Origin of the sequence: Qipengyuania qiaonensis, assembly GCF_019711515.1 — a bacterium.
GTDB lineage: Bacteria > Pseudomonadota > Alphaproteobacteria > Sphingomonadales > Sphingomonadaceae > Qipengyuania > Qipengyuania qiaonensis.
The window spans coordinates 24,041-44,384 of sequence record NZ_JAIGNO010000004.1; the positions used below are offsets into that span (position 1 = coordinate 24,041).

21 protein-coding genes and 1 tRNA gene are annotated in these 20,344 nt (G+C 62.3%); 8 read left to right on the forward strand and 14 right to left on the reverse strand.

Going from position 1 to position 20,344, the window contains the following annotated elements; translation table 11 throughout:
• The first annotated feature begins 88 nt into the window (after positions 1–88).
• Genes cobA through K3174_RS07765 form a run of 5 tightly spaced genes read left to right on the forward strand, consistent with a single transcriptional unit; the run spans position 89 to position 3,944 of the window.
• Complete coding sequence (cobA, locus tag K3174_RS07745; RefSeq protein ID WP_221557697.1) at positions 89–847, forward strand: uroporphyrinogen-III C-methyltransferase; 759 nt, start codon at positions 89–91, stop codon at positions 845–847.
• Entirely contained in the window at positions 844–1,140 is a 297-nt protein-coding gene (locus tag K3174_RS07750) for a DUF2849 domain-containing protein (protein WP_221557698.1), read from the forward strand. Before cobA ends, K3174_RS07750 begins: the two co-directional genes overlap by 4 nt.
• Positions 1,140–2,774 (forward strand): nitrite/sulfite reductase, encoded by a 1,635-nt coding sequence (locus tag K3174_RS07755; protein ID WP_221557699.1) that lies wholly within the window; start codon positions 1,140–1,142, stop codon positions 2,772–2,774. Before K3174_RS07750 ends, K3174_RS07755 begins: the two co-directional genes overlap by 1 nt.
• Positions 2,767–3,192: a DUF934 domain-containing protein gene (locus K3174_RS07760; protein WP_221557700.1), complete on the forward strand. Its 426-nt coding sequence runs from the start codon at positions 2,767–2,769 to the stop codon at positions 3,190–3,192. Before K3174_RS07755 ends, K3174_RS07760 begins: the two co-directional genes overlap by 8 nt.
• On the forward strand, positions 3,189–3,944 hold the full coding sequence (locus K3174_RS07765; protein ID WP_221557701.1) for a phosphoadenylyl-sulfate reductase: 756 nt from the start codon (positions 3,189–3,191) through the stop codon (positions 3,942–3,944). Before K3174_RS07760 ends, K3174_RS07765 begins: the two co-directional genes overlap by 4 nt.
• Before the next feature lie 54 nt (positions 3,945–3,998).
• Here the strand turns inward: K3174_RS07765 and K3174_RS07770 are convergent, their stop codons facing one another.
• The 6 genes from K3174_RS07770 to K3174_RS07795 form a co-directional block, all read right to left on the reverse strand.
• Positions 3,999–4,424: a hypothetical protein gene (locus K3174_RS07770; RefSeq protein ID WP_221557702.1), complete on the reverse strand. Its 426-nt coding sequence runs from the start codon at positions 4,422–4,424 to the stop codon at positions 3,999–4,001.
• Positions 4,425–4,524: 100 nt separating this feature from the next.
• Positions 4,525–4,600 (reverse strand) — tRNA-Thr (locus K3174_RS07775).
• Between the two features lie 46 nt (positions 4,601–4,646).
• Positions 4,647–5,558 (reverse strand): NAD-dependent epimerase/dehydratase family protein, encoded by a 912-nt coding sequence (locus K3174_RS07780; RefSeq protein ID WP_221557703.1) that lies wholly within the window; start codon positions 5,556–5,558, stop codon positions 4,647–4,649.
• Positions 5,555–6,673: a glutamate 5-kinase gene (proB, locus tag K3174_RS07785; protein WP_221557957.1), complete on the reverse strand. Its 1,119-nt coding sequence runs from the start codon at positions 6,671–6,673 to the stop codon at positions 5,555–5,557. Before proB ends, K3174_RS07780 begins: the two co-directional genes overlap by 4 nt.
• Positions 6,674–6,737: 64 nt before the next feature.
• Positions 6,738–7,799 carry a GTPase ObgE gene (gene obgE, locus K3174_RS07790; RefSeq protein ID WP_221557704.1) on the reverse strand — a complete coding sequence of 354 codons (1,062 nt, stop codon included), beginning with the start codon at positions 7,797–7,799 and terminating at the stop codon, positions 6,738–6,740.
• Positions 7,800–7,856: 57 nt separating this feature from the next.
• The gene (locus K3174_RS07795; RefSeq protein WP_221557705.1) at positions 7,857–9,125 is read right to left on the reverse strand and encodes an acetyl-CoA C-acetyltransferase; all 1,269 of its coding nucleotides are present in this window, start codon (positions 9,123–9,125) and stop codon (positions 7,857–7,859) included.
• A 116-nt stretch (positions 9,126–9,241) separates the two neighbouring features.
• On the opposite strand from K3174_RS07795, the gene K3174_RS07800 reads away from it, so the two are divergent.
• Entirely contained in the window at positions 9,242–10,003 is a 762-nt protein-coding gene (locus tag K3174_RS07800; RefSeq protein ID WP_221557706.1) for a crotonase/enoyl-CoA hydratase family protein, read from the forward strand.
• A 43-nt stretch (positions 10,004–10,046) separates the two neighbouring features.
• On the forward strand, positions 10,047–11,210 hold the full coding sequence (locus K3174_RS07805; protein ID WP_221557707.1) for an acyl-CoA dehydrogenase family protein: 1,164 nt from the start codon (positions 10,047–10,049) through the stop codon (positions 11,208–11,210).
• A 222-nt stretch (positions 11,211–11,432) separates the two neighbouring features.
• Here K3174_RS07805 and K3174_RS07810 read toward each other — a convergent pair whose 3' ends face one another.
• Complete coding sequence (locus K3174_RS07810) at positions 11,433–12,329, reverse strand: LysR family transcriptional regulator (RefSeq protein WP_221557708.1); 897 nt, start codon at positions 12,327–12,329, stop codon at positions 11,433–11,435.
• 95 nt (positions 12,330–12,424) lie between these two features.
• On the opposite strand from K3174_RS07810, the gene K3174_RS07815 reads away from it, so the two are divergent.
• A complete protein-coding gene (locus tag K3174_RS07815; RefSeq protein WP_221557709.1) occupies positions 12,425–13,423 on the forward strand; it encodes an alpha/beta hydrolase family protein in 999 nt (332 codons plus the stop codon).
• Positions 13,424–13,570: 147 nt separating this feature from the next.
• On the opposite strand, the gene K3174_RS07820 is transcribed toward K3174_RS07815, so the two are convergent.
• The 7 genes from K3174_RS07820 to K3174_RS07850 all read right to left on the reverse strand — a co-directional run bounded on the left by K3174_RS07820 (position 13,571) and on the right by K3174_RS07850 (position 20,277).
• Complete coding sequence (locus K3174_RS07820; protein ID WP_221557710.1) at positions 13,571–14,581, reverse strand: fumarylacetoacetate hydrolase family protein; 1,011 nt, start codon at positions 14,579–14,581, stop codon at positions 13,571–13,573.
• Positions 14,582–14,586: 5 nt separating this feature from the next.
• Complete coding sequence (maiA, locus tag K3174_RS07825; RefSeq protein ID WP_221557958.1) at positions 14,587–15,228, reverse strand: maleylacetoacetate isomerase; 642 nt, start codon at positions 15,226–15,228, stop codon at positions 14,587–14,589.
• Positions 15,229–15,427: 199 nt separating this feature from the next.
• Positions 15,428–16,612 (reverse strand): acyl-CoA dehydrogenase, encoded by a 1,185-nt coding sequence (locus K3174_RS07830; protein WP_221557711.1) that lies wholly within the window; start codon positions 16,610–16,612, stop codon positions 15,428–15,430.
• A gap of 169 nt (positions 16,613–16,781) precedes the next feature.
• Positions 16,782–17,144: a response regulator gene (locus K3174_RS07835; RefSeq protein ID WP_221557712.1), complete on the reverse strand. Its 363-nt coding sequence runs from the start codon at positions 17,142–17,144 to the stop codon at positions 16,782–16,784.
• Between the two features lie 63 nt (positions 17,145–17,207).
• Positions 17,208–17,687, reverse strand: a complete 480-nt coding sequence (locus K3174_RS07840) for a hypothetical protein (RefSeq protein WP_221557713.1) — start codon at positions 17,685–17,687, stop codon at positions 17,208–17,210.
• A 110-nt stretch (positions 17,688–17,797) separates the two neighbouring features.
• Entirely contained in the window at positions 17,798–18,541 is a 744-nt protein-coding gene (locus K3174_RS07845) for an OmpA family protein (protein ID WP_221557714.1), read from the reverse strand.
• A gap of 41 nt (positions 18,542–18,582) precedes the next feature.
• A complete protein-coding gene (locus K3174_RS07850) occupies positions 18,583–20,277 on the reverse strand; it encodes a vWA domain-containing protein (RefSeq protein ID WP_221557715.1) in 1,695 nt (564 codons plus the stop codon).
• Positions 20,278–20,344: the final 67 nt, after the last annotated feature.

The following is a 20,344-nucleotide window of genomic DNA, read 5'->3' on the forward strand; positions in this document are numbered from 1 at the left end:
CCGCACAGCGGCGGTTTCAAATCTCCCCTTCCTTGCCGAACACGCATTCTGATTGGCGCGCGCATGCGTTGGTCCGCATCTTGCGATCATGGCTGAAACCGGAACCATTTATCTTGTCGGCGCAGGACCGGGCGATCCGGATCTGCTTACGGTTCGTGCAGCAAGATTGATCGAACGCGCCCGAGTCATCGTGCATGACGGCCTCGTCGATCCGGCGATCCTGGCGATTGCCCGCAAGGATGCCGAACTTGTTTCGGTCGCCAAGCGTCGTTCGCGCCACACGCTTCCGCAGGAAGAGATCAGCGAACTTCTCGTGCGGATTGCCCGGTCGGGCGAAGACGTGGTGCGGCTGAAGGGCGGCGACCCGTTTATCTTCGGTCGTGGTGGCGAGGAGGTGGAGGTCGCCCGCGCTGCCGGGGTGCCGGTCGAAGTCGTCCCCGGCATCAGCGCCGCGAATGGCGCCGCCGCTGCCGCGCAGATTGCGCTCACGCATCGCGACGCATCGAGCGTCGTCACCTTCGTGGCCGGACAGTGCAAAGGCCTCAAGGACCAGGACTGGGCCGGTCTAGCGGGGAAGGGGCGCACATTGGTGATTTACATGGGCGTGAAAACCGCGCCGCAGATCGCGGAGAAGCTGATGGAAGACGGGCTCGCTCCTGACGTGCCGGTGGCGGTGATCGAGAATGGAACGCGTCCCGAGATGCGTGTGCTGCGCGGAATGCTAGCGGGGCTTCCCGATCTTGTCGAAGGCGAAAAGGTCGTCAGCCCGGCACTGATCGTCATTGGCGAGGTCACTGCACGCGACGATGCGACGCTCGCCGCGACCGCGCGGGAGGCTGCACGATGAGGCTTCTCACGGGAAACGACCTGAAGACCGGCGCGGTGACCTGGTGGACAGGGGCCGAATGGTCGATCCATATCGAGGACGCGGCTGATGTGACCGGCGGCGAAGAAGAAATTGCCCGGCGCGAGGAATCTGCCCGCCGCGTTAACGTGCCCTATGCCGTCGATGCCGATATCCACGATGGCTCGCCCCGGCCTTCGCATATCAAGGAGCGCGTTCGCGCGCTCGGCCCGACCGTTCGCCCCGACCTGACCCTCAAGCCTGCCGATCCAGAAATCGGCAACTGGGTGATCTGATGTACAAATACGACCAATACGATCAGGCGATGGTCGATGCCCGCGTGGAAGAATTCCGCGACCAGGCACGCCGCCGTCTCGAAGGCAGGCTGACCGAAGACCAGTTCAAGCCGCTTCGGCTGATGAACGGCCTCTACCTGCAGCTCCATGCCTATATGCTGCGGGTGGCCATCCCCTATGGCACGCTCGATAGCCGGCAGATGCATGCTCTGGCCGATATCGCGGACAAGTACGATCGCGGTTACGGCCATTTTACGACCCGCCAGAACATCCAGTACAACTGGATCAAGCTGGAAGACGCGGCTGACATCCTTGCCGATCTGGCCAAAGTCGAAATGCATGCCATCCAGACTAGCGGCAATTGCATCCGCAATATCTCGTCGGATCATTTCGCGGGCGCCGCAGCGGACGAAGTGGTCGATCCGCGCCCCTATGCCGAACTCCTTCGCCAGTGGTCGAGCTTCCACCCCGAATTCAGCTATCTGCCGCGCAAGTTCAAGATCGCGGTGATCGCCAGCGAGAAGGATCGTGCAGCCATGCGCTTGCACGATATCGGCATCAACATCGTGACGAACGATGTGGGCGAACCGGGCGCGGCTTTCTATGTCGGCGGCGGCATGGGGCGTACCCCGATGATTGCGCCCTGCATCAACTCTTTCGTCCCGCTCGACCAGCTGGTGACCTATGCCGAAGCGTGCCTCAGGGTCTACAACCGCCATGGTCGCCGCGACAACAAGTACAAGGCACGCATTAAGATCCTCGTCCATGAACTGGGTGCGGAGGAATATACCCGCCAGGTCGAGGCTGAATTTGCGCATCTCCTCGATCAGGGCGTCGAACCGCCATTGGCCGAACTCGAGCGGATCAAGGGCTATTTCGAGGACCCGCTCTTCGAAACAGCAGCCGATTCCCAGATCGACCGTATCGACCCAGATTTCGCCCTGTGGATTGACCGCAACACCGTGGCACACAAGGCCGACGGCTATGTGTCGGCCGTGATAAGCCTCAAGCCGGTCGGCGGTATCCCCGGCGATGCGACGGCCGAGCAAATGCGCCTGATGGCCGATCTGGCCAAGGATTACAGCTTCGACGAACTGCGCGTCATGCATACGCAGAACATCGTGCTGCCGCATGTCCGCAAGGCCGATCTTCACGCGCTTTGGACCGCGCTGGACGCCGCGGGGCTGGGCAGTCCGAACCTCGATACGGTCGAGGACATCATTGCCTGCCCGGGGCTCGATTACTGCAGTCTCGCCAATGCCCGGTCGATCCCCGTCGCGCAGAAGATTTCAGAGCGTTTCGCGCAAACCGGCAAGACTGCCACCCTGGGTGAACTCAAGCTCAAAATCTCGGGCTGCATCAATGCCTGCGGGCACCACCATGCCGGACATATCGGCATCCTCGGCGTGGACCGTAAAGGCGTAGAGAATTACCAGCTCCTGCTCGGCGGAAGCGAGGCCGAGGACGTCAGCCTGGCCAAGATCACCGGACCCGGCTTCGACGAGAACGGCATCGTCGATGCTGTCGAAACCGTCACCACTGTTTACGAACGCGAACGTGCCGACGGCGAACGTTTTCTCGACACATACCGCCGCATCGGCATGAATCCCTTCAAGGAGGCGCTTTATGGCTGATACGCTGCGCTATCGCGACGACGAGCCCGTCGATCACCCGGCGGTCACCGTCGATTCCTTTCTCGATCAGTCGAATGCGTCTGCAGTCCGTATCGAACCCGGCGATGATGCACGCGAACTGTTGCCGCATCTCGACCGCCTCGCGCTGGTCGAAGTCAATTTTCCCGCATTCGGCGATGGCCGGGGCTATTCCTCGGCGCGTATTCTGCGAGAGGCGGGATATGAGGGGGAGTTGCGGGCGGTGGGCGACGTGCTGGTCGATCAGCTGGCCTATATGCGTCGCTGCGGTTTCGATGCATTCGAACCCGACCAGCGGTTCGATATGGAGGATGTAAAGTCCGCCTTCGAGCGTTGGCCGGAAGTCTATCAGAAGGCTGCGGACACCCGCACGTCGATTTGGGCGAAACGTCACCCATGAACGAATTACGCGCCATCGATCGGATCGATACGGGTCCACGCTTCACCGAACAGGATGCCATCCGACTCAACCGCATGTTCCGCGGAACCGAGACGGAGGAATGGCTCCGTGCCGTAATCGAAGGGAGCCTTGCAGGAGATACTGCCGTGGTTTCCAGTTTCGGTGCGGAAAGCGCCGTGCTGCTGCATCTGATCGCGCAAGTCGATCCCGCAGTGCCGGTGATGTTCCTGGAGACGGGCAAGCATTTTCCGGAAACACTTGCCTATCGCGACGAATTGACCGAGCGCCTGGGCCTCAACCGCGTCGATCTCTATCCCGAGATTGCCGATCTGGAAGCGCGCGATGCAAGCGGGCTCAGGTGGTCCTACGATCCCGACGGTTGCTGCGAGCTGCGCAAGGTCAAGCCGCTCGCCAAAGCCTTGGCCGATTTCGATGCGAGTTTCACGGGGCGCAAGGCATTTCAGTCTGCAACCCGTGCCAATTTGCCGCGTTTCGAAATCGACAATTCGGACCAGCAGGGGCGGCTGAAGATCAATCCGCTGATCGACTGGTCGGCAGAGGACATAGCTGCCTATTTCGAAAAGCACGACCTGCCGCGCCACCCGCTGGTCGAACGCGGCTTTCCCAGCATAGGCTGCATGCCATGCACGCGACCCGTGGCCGATGGCGAAGACGCCCGTTCGGGCCGGTGGGCGGGCTGGGACAAGGTCGAATGCGGCATTCACCAGCTTGGCGAGGAGCCGTTCCTCTAAGCGCCAACATGGCGCCGAAGGCAAGCTCCGGTGCCATGTTCTGCAGACTGTCGGTCAGCCTTCGACACGTTCGACCGTAGCGGTCTGGCCCTCCGCATTGGTCGAGGTCCACACACCATCTTCGCCGATACCTTCGGTATTGCATTTCTGCTCGCCGGCATCGCCTTGCTCGCGATACTGCTCGTCGACGATCGTGCAATATTGCTCCGGCGATTTCTGTTCCCACTGACCGGTTTCGATCACATTGCCCTCGGCATCGGTCTGCACATAGGTTCCGTCCGGCTTCACCTCTTCGGTAAAGACTTCCCCTTCGCCGGTCGTAATTCTGTACATGCCCGGTGCGGGCTCGCCGTCTGCCGCCATCACCATAGCCGGTTCAGCCGCAGTGGTCTCGGTCGCCTCGGCCATGGGTTCCTTTTCCGCAGCCTGCGAACAGCCGGCAAGCACGGTAGCAGTGGCGAGCAAAATCAACTTTTTCATGACATCCTCCAATCGCGACCCAATAGATAAGGCGGATGTTTCCGCTCACGACTCGCGACCCGGCGACAGGGCTATAGGCCCAAAGCGATCGACATGGGAATGGTGCCGGCTGCAGGAATCGAACCCGCGACCTGATGATTACAAATCAACTGCTCTACCAACTGAGCTAAGCCGGCGACCGGAACGCGCCTTTCGGGGAAAAGGCCGCGAATGTCCAGAGGTTCAAAGCCATCCTGCGTCGCGATACCAATTTGCGGTCGAGGCAAGGCCTGCAGCACCTTCGATGCGCGGCGACCACACGGCGTCCGGTACCTTCATTGCGGATCGCGCGACCCAGTTGGGATGGGTCATGTAACCTACCCGATCCGCAGTGAGCCTCGCTTTATCACCGCGCACTATCCGATCTATCCGCGCCGCGCTCTGGAGTATTGTGGTTGGGAGGTGAGGCGCAAAAACCGGGCGGCCGACTGCCTTGCCGATTTCCTTCGCCAGTTCCTTATGCGACCAGCCACCCTCACGCCCATCGTCTGGTTCGAAGGTGCGTTTGCGAACCAGCGCGGGGGAGGCATCGACGAGATCGAGCAGCAGACGGGCAAGGTCGTCTACATGGATGATCGAGCTTGCTCCGCCCGGCGGCAGCGGCACGAGCCCGTATTTGGCGCTGCGGAACATTTCGAAGTAATCGACATCGCGGGGGCCATAGACGCCGGGGGGGCGAACGATAGTCCAGTCAAGGCTACTAGCCTCGACCAGCTTTTCAGCCTTCGCCTTGGATGCGCCATACGCCGACAGGTCCGGTTCGCGCGCGGAGAGCGAGGAGACGAAGATGAGGCGTTTCACCTTCTTCTCTTTCGCGGCCGCGAGGAGGCGCTGCGTCCCGCCGACATTCGCATCCTCGAACTCGGTCGGGTCGGGCGTGTTGGTGAGGCCCGCCACATGCAGGATGGCATCGACATCGTGACATAGCGACGCGAGAGCGGCCGAGTTCGACAGATCACCCTCGATCCAGTCGATATGGCGACGGTTGGGCTGCGCGCGCCGCGTGAGTGCGCGGATATGATCCTCGCGCCGCATGGCTTCGTCCAGCACCGCTTGCCCGACAAAGCCAGTCGCGCCCGTCAGCGCGATCCTCATACGTGAACCATGTGATCGCGGTGAACCACTGCGGCGCGGGGCGTGTAGCCCAGCCGGTCGGCCTGTTGCGCTTCTCTGAGACCGATGATCGCGGTGCATTCTACGGAGGTGTATTCGACCAGTCCCTGGCCAAGCCTCTCTCCCAGCGGTCCATGGATCGCGACGAGATCGCCGCGCCCGAACTCCCCTTCCACTGCCGTGACGCCTGCTGCCAGCAGGCTTGCACCGTTCGCCAATGCGGCCATGCAGCCCGCATCGACCGAAAGAACACCCGATGGTGCCAATCGCCCACCCAGCCAGGCCTTGCGGCGGCTCGCATCGGCTTGGGGCAGGAAGAGCGTGCCGGTTTCATCGTCAAGCGCGCGCGTTATGGGAGACAGGTGCGTGCCGTTGATTATGGCGAGGGCGATGCCAGCCCGCTCGGCGATTTTCGCGGCCTGAAGCTTGGCCAGCATTCCTCCCGAGCCGAGGCCCGATGAGGACGCGCTGCTGGCCATCGCCATGATTTCCGGCGTTATGCCATCCACCGTTCCGACCAGCGCCGCGCCTGTCTCGCGCGGATCGCGATCATACAAGCCGTCGACATCGGACAGCAGCATCACCGCATCGGCCCCGGCCGCCTGCGCGACCCGAGCGGCGAGCCGGTCATTGTCGCCAAAGCGGATTTCCTCGGTGGCAACGCTGTCGTTCTCGTTGACCACCGGAACAGCCCCGGCCTCCAGCAATCGGGCAAGCGTTGCCGAGGCATTGAGATAGCGCCTGCGGTCTTCCAGATCGCCGAGAGTCACCAGCATTTGCGCTGCGGTAATGTTATGCGTGCCGAGAGCGTCTGACCAGAGTCGCGCCAGCTCGACCTGTCCGACCGAGGCCGCTGCCTGCGCGTCGGCGAGGCTGCCGCGTCCACCTTTCGCAAAACCGAGCTTCGTCGCACCCAAGGCAATCGCGCCCGAGGAGACGACTATCACCTCGCCCGTTTGCCGCATCTCCGCAATATCGGCGGCGAGTGTCGCCAGCCACTTCGCCCGCGGCTCGCCTCGATCGACGAGCAGGGCCGAACCGACCTTGATCACCAGACGTTGCGCCTGACGGAGGTCTGAAAGTCTGTCGATCGCCATCGAATTGGTCGTCACCCCCGGCCTCCCGGACTGGGTCTGGGGAAGCAGAAGTGCGAAGGCGCCCTCAGATCGGTGACCATTCGCCGGCCCCCTCTTCGGGCGCTTCTTCCACCTCGGCGGCATTGGTTTCGGTCGCGGTGCGATCGGGCAGATAGCCCAGTACCGCGTCGAGCAATCCCTCGATGCCTGCGCCGGTGGCACCCGACACGGTGAAGACCTTGTCCGCGCCCGCAGTCAGCAGCTCTTCCGCGAACCCTTGCCCCAGTTCCTCGTCGGCAAGATCGAGCTTGTTGAGCGCCACCACCTGCGGCTTGTCAGCCAGGCCGCTGCCATAGGCTTCGAGCTCGGCATTTACCGTCCGATAGGCGTCGGCTGGATCGTCGCCCGAAATGTCGATCAGGTGGATCAATACACGGCAGCGCTCGATATGACCGAGGAAACGGTCGCCGATCCCTGCGCCATCGGCAGCACCTTCGATCAGGCCCGGAATGTCAGCCAGCACAAACTCGCGGCCCTTGTGGGTGACGACGCCCAGCTTGGGGACCAGCGTCGTGAAAGCGTAATGGCCGACCTTGGCCTTGGCGTTCGAGACCTGGTTGATGAAGGTGCTCTTGCCCGCATTGGGCAGGCCGAGCAGGCCGACATCGGCAAGCAGTTTGAGCCGCAGCCAGACCCACATCTCCTCGCCCGGTTCGCCCGGCTGGTGCTGGCGCGGGGCGCGGTTGGTGCTGGTCTTGTAACTGGCATTGCCGCGGCCGCCCATACCACCTTCGAGGAAGACGACACGCTGGCCGATTTCGGTAAAGTCGGCGAGGACGTCTTCCTTGTCCTCGCTCAGCACCTGCGTGCCCACCGGCACTTCGATCACCAGATCGGGCGCGCCTGCGCCGGTGCGGTCCTTACCCTGCCCGTGATTGCCGCGACTGGCCTTGAAATGCTGCGCATAGCGGAAATCGATCAGCGTATTGAGGCCCTGCACGGCTTCGAACACGATGTCGCCGCCTTTGCCACCATTGCCGCCGTCGGGGCCGCCATACTCGATATATTTCTCCCGCCGGAAGCTGACGGCACCAGGGCCGCCGGCGCCGGATTTCAGATAGATCTTGGCTTGGTCGAGGAAGTGCATGGCGCGCCCTCTAGCCGCTTTCTTTGCGGTAGGCGAGGGCGCGCATGGATGGCCGCGTCAGTCGACGAAATCGTCGACGCGTTCGACGATGATGGCAGGCGCCATGCCGCCCGCCGCGCACATGGTGACGAGACCGTAGCGTTTGTCTTGCCGCTCTAGCTCGTCGACCATCGTGCCTATTAGGATCGAGCCGGTCGCCCCGATCGGATGACCCAGCGCGATGGACCCGCCGTTCACGTTGACCTTGTCCCAATCGAGATCGAGATCGCGCACGAACTTCGCCGCGACCACGGCAAACGCTTCGTTGATCTCGTAAAGATCGATGTCGTCCTTGCTCAGCCCAGCCTTCTCCAGCACCTTTTTCGCTGCGGGTACCGGGGCATTGAGCATCAGCGTGGGGTCGTCGCCCATATTGGCCGTGGCAACGATCCGTGCACGCGGCTTTAGCCCGTGCTTCTGCGCATAGCCTTTGCTCGCGACCAGTACGGCCGCCGCACCGTCCACTACGCCCGAGCTGTTGCCCGCATGATGGAAGTGCCTGATCTCGACGTCCGGGTATTTGGCATTGACCAGGCCGGCGAATGTCGTTCCGTTCTTGTCCAGCGGCACGTTGGCGATCTTGGTGAAGGCGGGTTCGAGTTCGGCGAGGCCTTCCATCGTGGTCTGCGGACGCGGATATTCTTCCTTGTCGAGCACCACATTGCCATCATCGCCCTTCACCGGCACGACCGACTTGTCGAAGCGGCCTTCGGCAATCGCCTGGGCGGCGCGCTGCTGGCTGCGAAAGCCGACTTCGTCGAGTTCTTCCCGGGTGAACCCCTCGATCGTAGCGATCGCATCGCCGCATACGCCCTGATGGCTTTGCGGATGGAGCCGTTGAAGGCGATCGTTGTAACTGCCCATCATCGGCGGTTTGAGACCGGCGGCCATCTTGTCCTTCGACATCTGGGCAGTGAGGCTCATCATCTCCGTGCCGCCTGCGACAACGCAGTCTTCCATACCGCTCATCACTTGCGCGGCGGCGAGTGCCACGCTGGTAATGCCACCGCCGCAGAAACGATCGAGCGTGGTCCCCGAAGAGGTGATGTCATAGCCTGCATCGAGCGCGGCCATGCGGCCCATGTCGCCCGCTTGCATTCCGTCCTGCGTACTGACCGACCAGATCACATCGTCGACCGTAGTCGTATCGAGCTTGTTCCGGTCCTTGATTGCCTTGAGACAAGTCGCGGCGAGGTGTTGCGGGTGCATGTGCGCGAGCGCGCCCTTGCCTTGTTTGCCGATCCCGCGCGGGGTGCGGACAGCATCGATGATATAGGCTTCGGCCATGGCATGAACTCCTCTCGACTTGTCGTTTTGTGCGGCGAATGCCAGTTGACGTTTGCGTAAACGTCGCGCAGCAAGGGTGCAAGGCAAGTTTCAAATTGCAATTGGAGAGAGAACCTATGTCCGAGGAAGTCCTCACCAGCGAAGAGGACGGCATTCTCGTCGTCACCATCAATCGGCCCGAAGCCAAGAACGCCATGACCAAGGCCGCGGCGGAAGGCATTGCGGCGGCGATGGACCGGCTCGATAGCGATGATGGCCTGCGGGTCGGCATCCTGACAGGCGCGGGTGGCACTTTCTGCTCTGGTATGGATCTCAAAGGCTTTCTGCGCGGCGAATCGCCCAGCATCGAAGGTCGCGGTTTCGGCGGCATCGTGCAGAAGCCACCAATGAAGCCGCTCATCGCCGCGGTCGAGGGCTATGCGCTGGCGGGCGGGCTGGAGCTGATGATCGCTTGCGACCTTGTGGTTGCCAATAGCGGCGCAAAGTTCGGCATTCCCGAAGTGAAGCGCGGCCTCGTGGCGGCGGCGGGCGGCGTGATGATGCTCCCAGACCAGATTCCCGAGCGTGTGGCGATGGAGCTGGCACTTACAGGCGATTTCATCGGGGCCGATCGGGCCTACGAACTTGGCCTCATCAATCGCGTGACCGATGGCCCGGCACTCGACGGCGCGAAGGAACTGGCCGCGTCCATCGTCGCCAATGGCCCGCTCGCGGTACGCGTGTCGAAACAGGTCGTGAAGGAATCGCGCGGCTGGCCGATGGACGAACGTTACACGCGGCAGACCCAGCTGATCGCCCCCGTCTTCGTGTCCGAAGATGCCCGCGAAGGCGCTGCCGCTTTTGCCGAGAAGCGCCCACCGAACTGGAAGGGCAAGTAGGACTTTTGAACACGAGATAAAGATACCCGAGAGGACCAGAGAGATGCCCGCAATCGACATACCCCCGCCCGAATTCATGGAGGACGAGGAAATCTCCATCTTCTCCGACGCCGTCGGCAAGTTTTACCAGCAGCACGCGCCGGAAAAGCGGGTGGCCGGATGGCGCGAAAACGGTCAGGTCGAGCGCGAATTCTGGCGCGAGGCGGGGCAGGCGGGCCTGCTTGGCGTCTCGGTCCCGGAGGAATATGGCGGTCATGGCGGCGACTTCCGGCATGACCTCGTCGTCATCGACCAGCAGGCGAAGCACGGTGTCGACGGGTTTGCCGCATCGCTCCACAACACGGTAATCCTGCCCTACCTCGTGCGCCACGGGACCGAGGAACAGAAGAAGAAATATCTGCCCAAACTCGTCACCGGGGAACTGGTCAGCGCCATCGCCATGACCGAGCCGGGCGTTGGGTCTGACCTCCAGAGCGTGACGACCACGGCGCTCAAGGACGGCAATGGCTACCGCATCAATGGGGCCAAGACCTATATTTCGAACGGCCAGACCGCCGACTTCATCGTCGTCGTCGCCAAGACCGACCCGAACGAGCGCGCCAAGGGTATCTCACTGATGCTGCTCGAGACGGAAGGGGCCGAAGGCTTCCAGCGCGGGAAAAAGCTCGACAAGATCGGGCTCGACGCTGCCGACACCTCGGAATTGTTCTTCGATGACGTATTCGTCCCGGCCGAGAACGTGCTGGGCGGCGAGGAAGGCAAGGGCTTCTACCAGCTCATGGGCGAGCTGCCGCAGGAACGCCTGATCATCGCCATTGGAGCGATGACCGGTATCGAAAAGGCACTCGAAACGACGCTCGATTTCGTCAAGAACCGTAAGGCCTTCGGCCAGACCATCTGGGACTTTCAGAATACGCAGTTCGTGATGGCCGACCTGAAGGCCCGGGCGACCGCGGCAAAGGTATTCGTCAACGACTGCATCGCGAGGCACCTCAGGCGCGAGCTGGATGTCGCCACTGCCTGCATGGCGAAATACTGGGTTACGGAATTGCAGGGAGAAGTCGTCGACAAATGCCTGCAGTTCCACGGCGGGGCGGGGTTCATCAACGACTACCCCATCGCCCGCATGTACCGCGACAGCCGCATTACGCGCATCTTCGGCGGTTCGAACGAGGTGATGAAGATGGTGATTGCCCGGTCGATGTAGTCGCTAACTCGATAGCCGCAAAGATCATCAACTTTGCGCACATGACCGATGATAGTCGCGAGTTTGCCGGGACAATTGTGAGAAAGAGCCGGTAAGAGGCTAGCTGGAGAATGGCGTGTAGGAAACGAGCCACTTTCGTGCATTTTTCCCCGACGGCTCAGTCTCGCGCGAGCGGTGCGAAAGCGGCCTTTCGGATGGCGAGCTAGATTGCGGACGTTCCGTTTACAGGTTCCGCCACCGCAACCCGTCGATCACGAGCCTGAATGCTGCCGAACCGTGGCGCCGGTGCGGATAGTAGAGATAGTAGGGTGGCAAGTCCTCGCTCCAGTCGGCCATGACCCTTTGAAGTTGGCCGGATGCAAGAAACTCATGAACCTGGTCCAATGGTAGATTCGCGATGCCCAGTCCGGCGAGCGCTGCATCTCTGATGGGGCCGAGCGCATTGAAGGCAAGTTGTCCGTCCAGACGGACGTGGACCGCCTTGCCATTCCTCGACAGCCTCCATTCGTAGAACGTGCCCGAGGTCGGCATGCGCAAGTTGAGACACACATGCCGGCTCAGTTCGCGCGGGGTGGATGGTGCCGGATGCCGTTTAAAGTAGTGTGACGAGCCGACAATCGCCATCGGGACCGGCGGCGATATTCGCACGGCGATCATATCTTTCTCGACTTGCTCGCCAAGCCTGACCCCGGCGTCGAAATGAGACGCGACGATATCCTTCAGGCCATAGTCCACTTCGACCTCGACTTTGACGTCGGGATTGTCCGGCAGGATTTTCGCCAAGGCAGGAATGAGAAACTGTCTCGCAGCGTGTTCGACCGTCGTGATGCGGATGGTCCCGGCGGGCTTGTCCTTGGTTTCGCTGAGTGCCCCGATACTCGCGTCGAGATCGCGCAACATCGGTGAGAGGGTCGAGAGCAACTCTTGCCCGATCTGAGTGGGGGCAACGCTCCGGGTCGTCCGGTCAAGCAGACGCAGCCCCAGCCGTTCTTCCAGCCGGCGCACGATCTGGCTCAGCGCCGACTGCGAAAGGCCCAGCCGCTTGGAGGCGCGTGTGAAGCTTTGTTCTTCGGCCACAACCGCGAAAGCGGCGAGGTCTGCCATATCGTCACGGCGCATTTATCACCTCGTTGATAAGGGCAAGAAGAATTCAGTGCCTAATCGAATTGCGGCACTGGGTCTATGTTCGAGCGACCTCATCAAGGAGCAAACCAATGACCGCCATTTCACAGGAAAGAATGCAAACCGCTCTCGAGCAGGAAAAGTCGATTTCCGCCGAGGACCACGAGAAGGTGAAGGGCCTTGCGGCACTGGTGACTTCGCCGCGCAGCTTCATTTTCAAGGACCCCGATTACTACGGTATCGAGGGCTGGGAAGATCTGACGATCCCCTCCGACGACGGGACCCCGCTCGCGGCCTGGTACATGCCTGCCAAGGGCGGCGAAAGCGACAAGCTGATCATCTTCAACCACGCACTGCCAATGTGCCGGGCCGGCTTCCCCGGCCATTTCGGAGAGCCGTGGAGCAATCTCGACGATTCCGAAATCGACTTCGTGATCCAGTACAAGCACCTGACCGACGCTGGTTACAATGTCCTGACCTACGACTTCCGCAACCACGGCCAGAGCGGAGCTGCCAATGGCGGCGTCTGCGGTATCGGCCAGTGGGAATGGCAGGACTGCGTGGGCGTGAAGAAGTTCGTCGATGCGCATCCGCGCCTCGGGAAAATGAAGGTAGCTCTGTTCAGTCAGTGCCTGGGCGGCGTGTCGCAATATGCGGCAATTACCAAGCATCCCGAACTGTTCGAGAATGTGCTCTGCATGGCCAGCCCGCTGGTTCCGAACATGTCAGCGATTTTCCAGGCCTTCGGTGAATTGCAGGGCATCGAGCAGTATCAGGAACTGATCGATCTCGAACTGCTCAAGCTGGGTGGTTTCCCGGCTGCGGACATGTCGGGCGCGCTGTGGGCACCGGCGGTGAAGATGCCTGTCCTCATGTGGCAGGTCCGCGACGACGCATGGACGAAGAATCCGGATGACGCGCAACATACTTTCGACCGCCTCGGCAGCGAGGACAAGGAAATGATCTGGATCGAAGACACCACCCGCCGGTTCAAGGATGGCTATAACTGGTTCGGGCGCAACCCTGAAAAGGTGCTCTCCTTCTTCGCGAGCCACTTTGCCGAAGCGCGAGTTCCCGAACCTGCGGAATGAATGACGGATGGGGCTGCGGATTTTGGCTCACTTCTCTTTGTGTCCGCTCCCCACCCAAGTTCAGCCACAAACCTGTCCAACGGCCTGACCCGTGCGCCGGCGTTGGTCCGGGCGGTTCACCGCCCGGACCAACGCATCGCTCGGTCCTCAGGCTTCCACCACCTTCTGTTCGATCGCGCCGAAGATCGAGTGGCCTTCCGCGTCGCGCATTTCCACGCGCACCGTGTCGCCGGGGGCCATGAAGGGGGTCTTCGCCTCGCCGTCGGCAATGGTTTCGATCATGCGGATTTCGGCGATGCAGCTATAGCCGAGGCCGCCTTCGCTGACCGGCTTGCCCGGATCGCCGTCCGGACCCTGGTTCGATACCGTTCCCGAGCCGATGATCGTCCCGGCACCGAGATTGCGGGTCCTGGCAGCATGCGCGACGAGATCGGCGAGGCTGAAGGTCGCATCGACCCCGGCATTCGCGCGGCCGAAAGGTTCGCCATTGTAATCGACCATCAGGGGCAGGTGGATGACGTTGCCCTGCCACGCATCGCCCAGCTCGTCGGGCGTAACCGCAACGGGGCTGAAGGCGCTGGCGGGCTTGGACTGGAAGAAGCCGAAGCCCTTGGCCAGCTCGCCCGGAATCAACCCCCTCAAGGACACGTCGTTGACCAGCATGACCAGCTTGATGTGGCCGGCCGCACCTTCCTTCGAGACGCCCATGGGCACATCGTCGGTGACGACCGCGATTTCGCCCTCCATGTCGCAGCCCCATTTGGTGTCGCCGAGCGGTATGTCGTCGCGCGGGGCGAGGAAGGCGTCGCTGCCGCCCTGATACATTAGCGGGTCGTGATAGAAGCTCTCCGGCACTTCGGCGCCGCGCGCCTTGCGCACCAGTTCGACGTGGTTGATATAGGCGCTGCCATCGGCCCACTGATAGGCGCGCGGCAAGGGTGAATGCGCCTCCCGCTCGTGGAACCGCTCGCATGGCACGGCTTCGTGCTGGACGTCGGTGTATAGCGCTTCGAGTTTTGGCGCGATCTCGTCCCAATTGTCGAGCGCATATTGCAGCGTTGGCGCGATATTGTCGGCGGCGCAATAGCGGGTCAGGTCCTTGGAGACGACCACGAGCTTGCCGTCGCGGGTGCCGTCCATGATGGTTGCGAGCTTCATTGGGGTCAGGTCCTCTCGGGGTTATCGGATTGATTGTCCGGATGCGCGCGCTGAAATTCCGGCAGGGGAAGGCAGGCGCTTTCGATCCGTGTAATGTGCGGCTTATCCGAAAAGTCGAATCCGAACCGGCGCGCATTGTAGACTTGCGGAAGCAGGCAGACTTCGAAGAAGCCGGGTTCGCCGAACAGGAAGTCCCCCGCACCGAGTTGTGCCAGCCGCGCCTCCAGCGGGTCGAGCGTGCGCGCGAGCCAGTGGCGATACCATACGCCGATATCGTCCTGCGACCTGCCGTACTCGTTCGACAGGTATTTCAATACCGGAAGGTTCAGCGGGGCATGCAATTCGGTGGCGATGGCATAGGCCAGTTCGCGAGCCACATAGCGATCCGCCACGTCCGCAGGCAGCAGCGGATTTTCGGGATAGGCCTCGTCGAGCCATTCGATCTGCGCCATCGACTGGACATAATCCTTGCCATCCACCTCGAGCAGCGGAACCGAACCGAACGGGTTGCGGCTGGTGAAGGCAGCGCCCTTCTGTTCGCTCTCCAGCAGGTTCACCGGGACATAGTCGTAATCCAGCCCCTTGAGGTTCAGCGCGATGCGCAGGCGGTAGCTGGTCGAACTGCGATAATAGCCGTGAAGGCGGATCATGTCGTTCCGTTCCCCATGTTGGACTTGCCGAAGGCGGATTCATGACATGGACCGCCTGTTACACTGTCCAAGGGCAAAAAAACGCCCTTCCGCTCCGAGGGCAAAACTCGCGAGCGGAAAGAGGCAAAATCGAACGACATTCCAAGGCTGTGGCACACCGGCGCGATGTAGGACAGGCTGGCCGATCCACCCGCCATCAGAACGCAGCAATCCCCGTCACGGCGCGACCCAGGATCAGCGCGTGGACGTCATGCGTGCCCTCATAGGTATTGACCGTTTCCAGGTTCACCATGTGGCGGATGACCTGATATTCCTCCGATATGCCGTTGCCGCCATGCATGTCGCGGGACTTGCGGGCGATGTCCAATGCCTTGCCGACATTGTTGCGCTTGACGATGCTGATCATCTCGGGCGCGAACTTGCCTTCGTCCATCAGGCGACCAACCCTCAAGCTCGATTGAAGTCCAAGCGCAATTTCGCTCATCATATCGGCGAGTTTGAGCTGATAGAGCTGCTTGGAGGCCAGCGGTACGCCGAACTGGTGGCGGTCGAGCCCGTATTGCCGCGCGGCATGCATACAGAATTCCGCCGCGCCCATCGCACCCCAGCTGATGCCGTAGCGCGCGCGGTTGAGGCATCCGAACGGACCCTTGAGCCCTTGCACGTCGGGCAGCAGCGCATCCTCGCCAAGTTCGACCTCGTCCATCACGATCATGCCGGTGGTCGAGGCGCGCAAGGACAGCTTGCCATCGATCTTCGGTGCGGAAAGCCCCTTCATGCCCTTTTCGAGAACGAAGCCGCGGATGCCGCCGCCATGCGCCTCGCTCTTGGCCCAGACGACGAAGACATCGGCGAAGGGAGAATTGGAGATCCAGGTCTTGGAGCCCGAGATGACATAGCCGCCATCGACCTTCTTGGCGACGGTCTTCATTCCGGCCGGGTCGCTGCCCGCGTCGGGTTCGGTCAGGCCGAAGCAGCCGATCAGCTTGCCGCTGGCGAGGCCGGGCAGATACTTCTTGCGCTGTTCTTCCGAGCCATAGGCGTGGATCGGATACATCACGAGGCTCGACTGGACCGAGGCCATCGAGCGGTAGCCGCTGTCCACGCGCTCGATCTCACGTGCGATCAGGCCGTAGGCGACGTAGCTCGCGCCTGCACCGCCATATTCTTCCGGCACGGTCGCGCCCAGCAGACCCGCTTCGCCCATCATCGGGAAGAGTTCGGGGTCGTCCACTTCCTTGCTGAAGTTTTCGATGACGCGCGGCTGCAACTCACTCTGCGCAAAGGCGTGGGCGGCATCGCGGATCATCCGCTCTTCCTCGGTCAGCTGTTCATCGAGGTTGAACGGATCGTCCCAGGCGAAGGGTGCCATTCCGGCCATGTGGTCTCCTTTGTTACGAAGCCGCCAGTGGCAGGGTTGAATGCCGGGAGCAAGGGGCGTGGCCGATAGCTGTCACGCGCAGAAGCCCAAGGGTGGATGCTCCGCGATGGCACCCGCGGTCGAACAATCGCAGGCCCGATCGGACCCCGATCGCGCCGCGGAACGACGATCAACTATGCTGCGTAGCGCGCTGGATCGTGTCGATCACTTCTGCGGGAGGGCACGGCTTGGCCAGCGCCTGAGCCTGCGGAAATCGCTGGGCAACTTCCGAGGGGGTCATCTGGCCCGAATGGAAAATGACAGGCACGTCTTCTGCCATCATCTGTTCCGCCAGCGGATAAACGACACCGTCACCGAGCTGGACGTCGAGGATCGCGATGTCGGGCTTGTTCTTCTGATAGGCCAGCATGGTCGAGGACAGATCGACGAAGGGACCTTCGACGATGTAACCGGCTTCCTCGACCGTATGGCACAGATCGCATCCGATAATCAGTTCGTCTTCGGCGACGAGAACGCGCAACCGCTGTCCCATCCTGGTTCTCCTCGTGTGCGACCCACCTAAGAAAATACCACAGGAAGAGATTCGTTCCGAGTCTCAGGACAGCTTTCCGTAGCGATCGGTGAAACCGGTTTCGTCGCCCGCCGCGAGCAGCTTCGCCTGACCGACCCAATCGTCCCGGCGGATGCGCCCCTGGAACCGGCCGAGCGTCGCGTCGATCCGGTCGATTTCGGCATCGTTCCAAGCTGCAATCGCGGCAAAAGTGGTCACGTCCATCGCACGCAGGGTCGCCGCCAGCTTGGGGCCCAGACCCTTGATCCTGGTCAGATCGTCGCCGTCTGCAGGAGAATCGGGGGCCGCGACGCCCGCTGCGGGCTGCGTCGGCGTTGCTGCAGGCGCGCTGTCGATCAACGCCTTGTTGCGTTCCGCCGGGGGAGCACCTTCGTCGAGCACATCGCGACTGGTGCCGGTGACCCGCGTCTTGCGGCCGGTGCTGAACACATACCAGGCGATCACCAGGCCTACGAGCAGCGCGGCGACGAGCAAGGGCCAATAGGTCTGGAGCAGTTCGGTCATTGAGCTATTCCTCGTGTTGGTCGTGGCGGCCCCATAAGGCCCAGCCGATCCCGATTCCCGCTCCATAGGCGGCGATCATCAATGCGGCGAGTTCGAACCACAGCGGCATGTCAGCGTGCTCCCGGAGTGTCGACGGGGGTCGGGCGGAGCGGTTCCGTCCGGATGACGGAGAATTCGATACGGCGATTGGCCGGGTCGCTCGGGGCGAGGCCTTCGACCGGCTGGCTCGAACCCACGCCATCGGCGCGCAGTCCGTCGCGAGGAATGCCGCGGCGGACCAGCGCCTCGCGTACGACGCGTGCACGCTCCATGCTGAGCGACAGGTTGCCCGGCTCGGTGCCTTGCTGGTCGGTATGGCCGGTAATGGCGATGATCGAGCCGAGGCAGGGGCGCAACGCGTCGGCCACTTCGTCCAGCAGCATCCGGCTGGCGGGGAGGAGATCGCTGCTCGCCTCTTCGAACCGGATCGAACGGGTCCGCAGCAGACCTTCCACATCTTCCTGGCAATGGAGCGGCTGATAGGTCTGCTCGCCGCCGCTTTCGGCACGGGTCGAGCCATCGCTCCAGGTCACGCCGCCAACGCCGGGAACGTCGGATACGGTGCGTGCGACGGTTGCGCGTGTCGCTTCGTCGAGCGCCTCGCCCCCGGACAGCAGCGGATGGCGCGAGGACGATCCGAATTCGTTGGCGAAGCGGGCGGTCACCCCCGCTCCGCCGGCATCGGCGATCGCGGTTCGGGACCTTTCTTCCAGCCCTTCGATGAAGCCGGGAGCCATCGGTTCGACCAGCAGATAGGCGCTGGCGCCGGTCAGGACGGCTCCCGCAAGAATGGCCAGGGAAGGGCGGATCGGCATGGCTGGCTATTAGCCATCATCCGCCCTCCCTGCCAAGGAGGCTATTCCAGCCCGTCTGCAGTCTTGACCAGCTGTACGAATTCCTGTCGCCAGAAATTGCGCTGCGCGCCTGCCAGCGCCGCGATCTGCGGATAGGAATAGTCCGACAGCATCGCATCGCCGCGCAGCTTCTGGCCGAACGCCGCGACCGCGCTGGCGAAGGCGAAATCGCCACCCGGCGCCCGAGTCGTGCTGAGTGCGGAAGCGGGCAGGGTGTAGGTCAGCAGCGTCGATTTGTCGCCGTCGGGCAGTTTGTAGCGCAGCTTGATATGCGCAGCTTCCGCAGCCAGCTGGGTCGCCTTGGCATCGGGCTTGTCTTCATAGCGGCGCGCGGAAATCCAGCCTTCGGCACCGACCGGAACGACTTCGTAGATCGCCGTGACCTGATGTCCGGCACCGATATCGCCCGCATCGATCGCATCGTTGTCGAAATCCTCTTCGCGCAAGGCCCGGTTCTCGTAACCGACCAGGCGATACTGACTGACCACGGCGGGGTTGAACTCGACCTGGATCTTCACGTCCTTGGCGATGGTGAAGAGGGTTGCGCCCATCTCGTCACCCAGCACCTTGCGGGCCTCCAACGCGCTGTCGATGTAGGAGTAGTTGCCGTTTCCGTTGTTGGCGACCTGTTCCATCATCGCATCGTTGAGATTTCCGCGACCGAAGCCCAGCACCGACAGGGTGACGCCGGTCTCGCGCTTTTTCTCGATCAGGTCGACCAGCGATTCGCGATCCGATGTACCGACGTTGAAATCTCCGTCGGTGGCGAGGATCACGCGATTGACCCCTCCGTCGATACGGTTGGCTTCGGCGACGCGATAGGCGAGTTCGATTCCTGCGCCGCCCGCGGTCGATCCGCCAGCGTCCAGCTGGTTCAGCGCATCCTTGATCTTGCGCTCGTCACTGGTCGGCTCGAGCACGAGACCCGCCGCACCGGCATAGACGACGATCGAGACGCGGTCCTTGTCGGAGAGCATGCCGGCAAGCTGGCGCATGGCGGTCTTCACGAGTGGCAGCTTGTCCGGGCTCGCCATGGACCCCGAAACGTCGAGCAGGAAGACGAGATTGGCGGGAGGACGCTCCTGCTCGGGCATCTCGTATCCGGCGAGACCGATGCGCACGAGCCGCGAATTGGCGTTCCACGGCGTCACGGCAACGTCGGTATTGACCGTGAAGGGCTGCGCCACGCTGTCGGGCCGGTCGTAATCGTAGCGAAAATAATTGACGAACTCCTCGGTCCGCACCGCGCCCTTGGGCGGCATCTGACCTTCGGAAATGAAGCGACGCGCATTGGTGTAGGCGCCGGTGTCCACATCGACCGAGAAGGTCGACACCGGCTCGTTGGCCACGACCTTGACCGGCGAAACTTCCTCGCCGTCATACTGGTCGCGGCTGGGCTGGGTCGGCACGAAAACCGGCGGGAAATAGCGATAGCTGGTGTCGGCGGCAGGCGCGCTCGACGAATCTTGAACCGTCTCGCGGGCGATACGCGATCCAGAGACCACCATGGCCTGCGGTGCCATCAGCGACGGGGGTGGGGGAGGCGGTGGAGGCGGCGGCGGAGGTGGCGCGCGTCTCCTATCCGACGTCTCGGCCTTCGAACCGGTCAGGACGATCTCGTCGCCCCCTGGCTGCGAAGCGCATCCGGCGATCAGTGCGGCGGCGGCGCAGGCTGTGGCAAGCTTGGCGAAACGCATGTGCAGTCCTCCCGAAATTCGGTGACAGCAAGGTACGTCCCAAGGCCGTTAATGCCGACTGAACGTT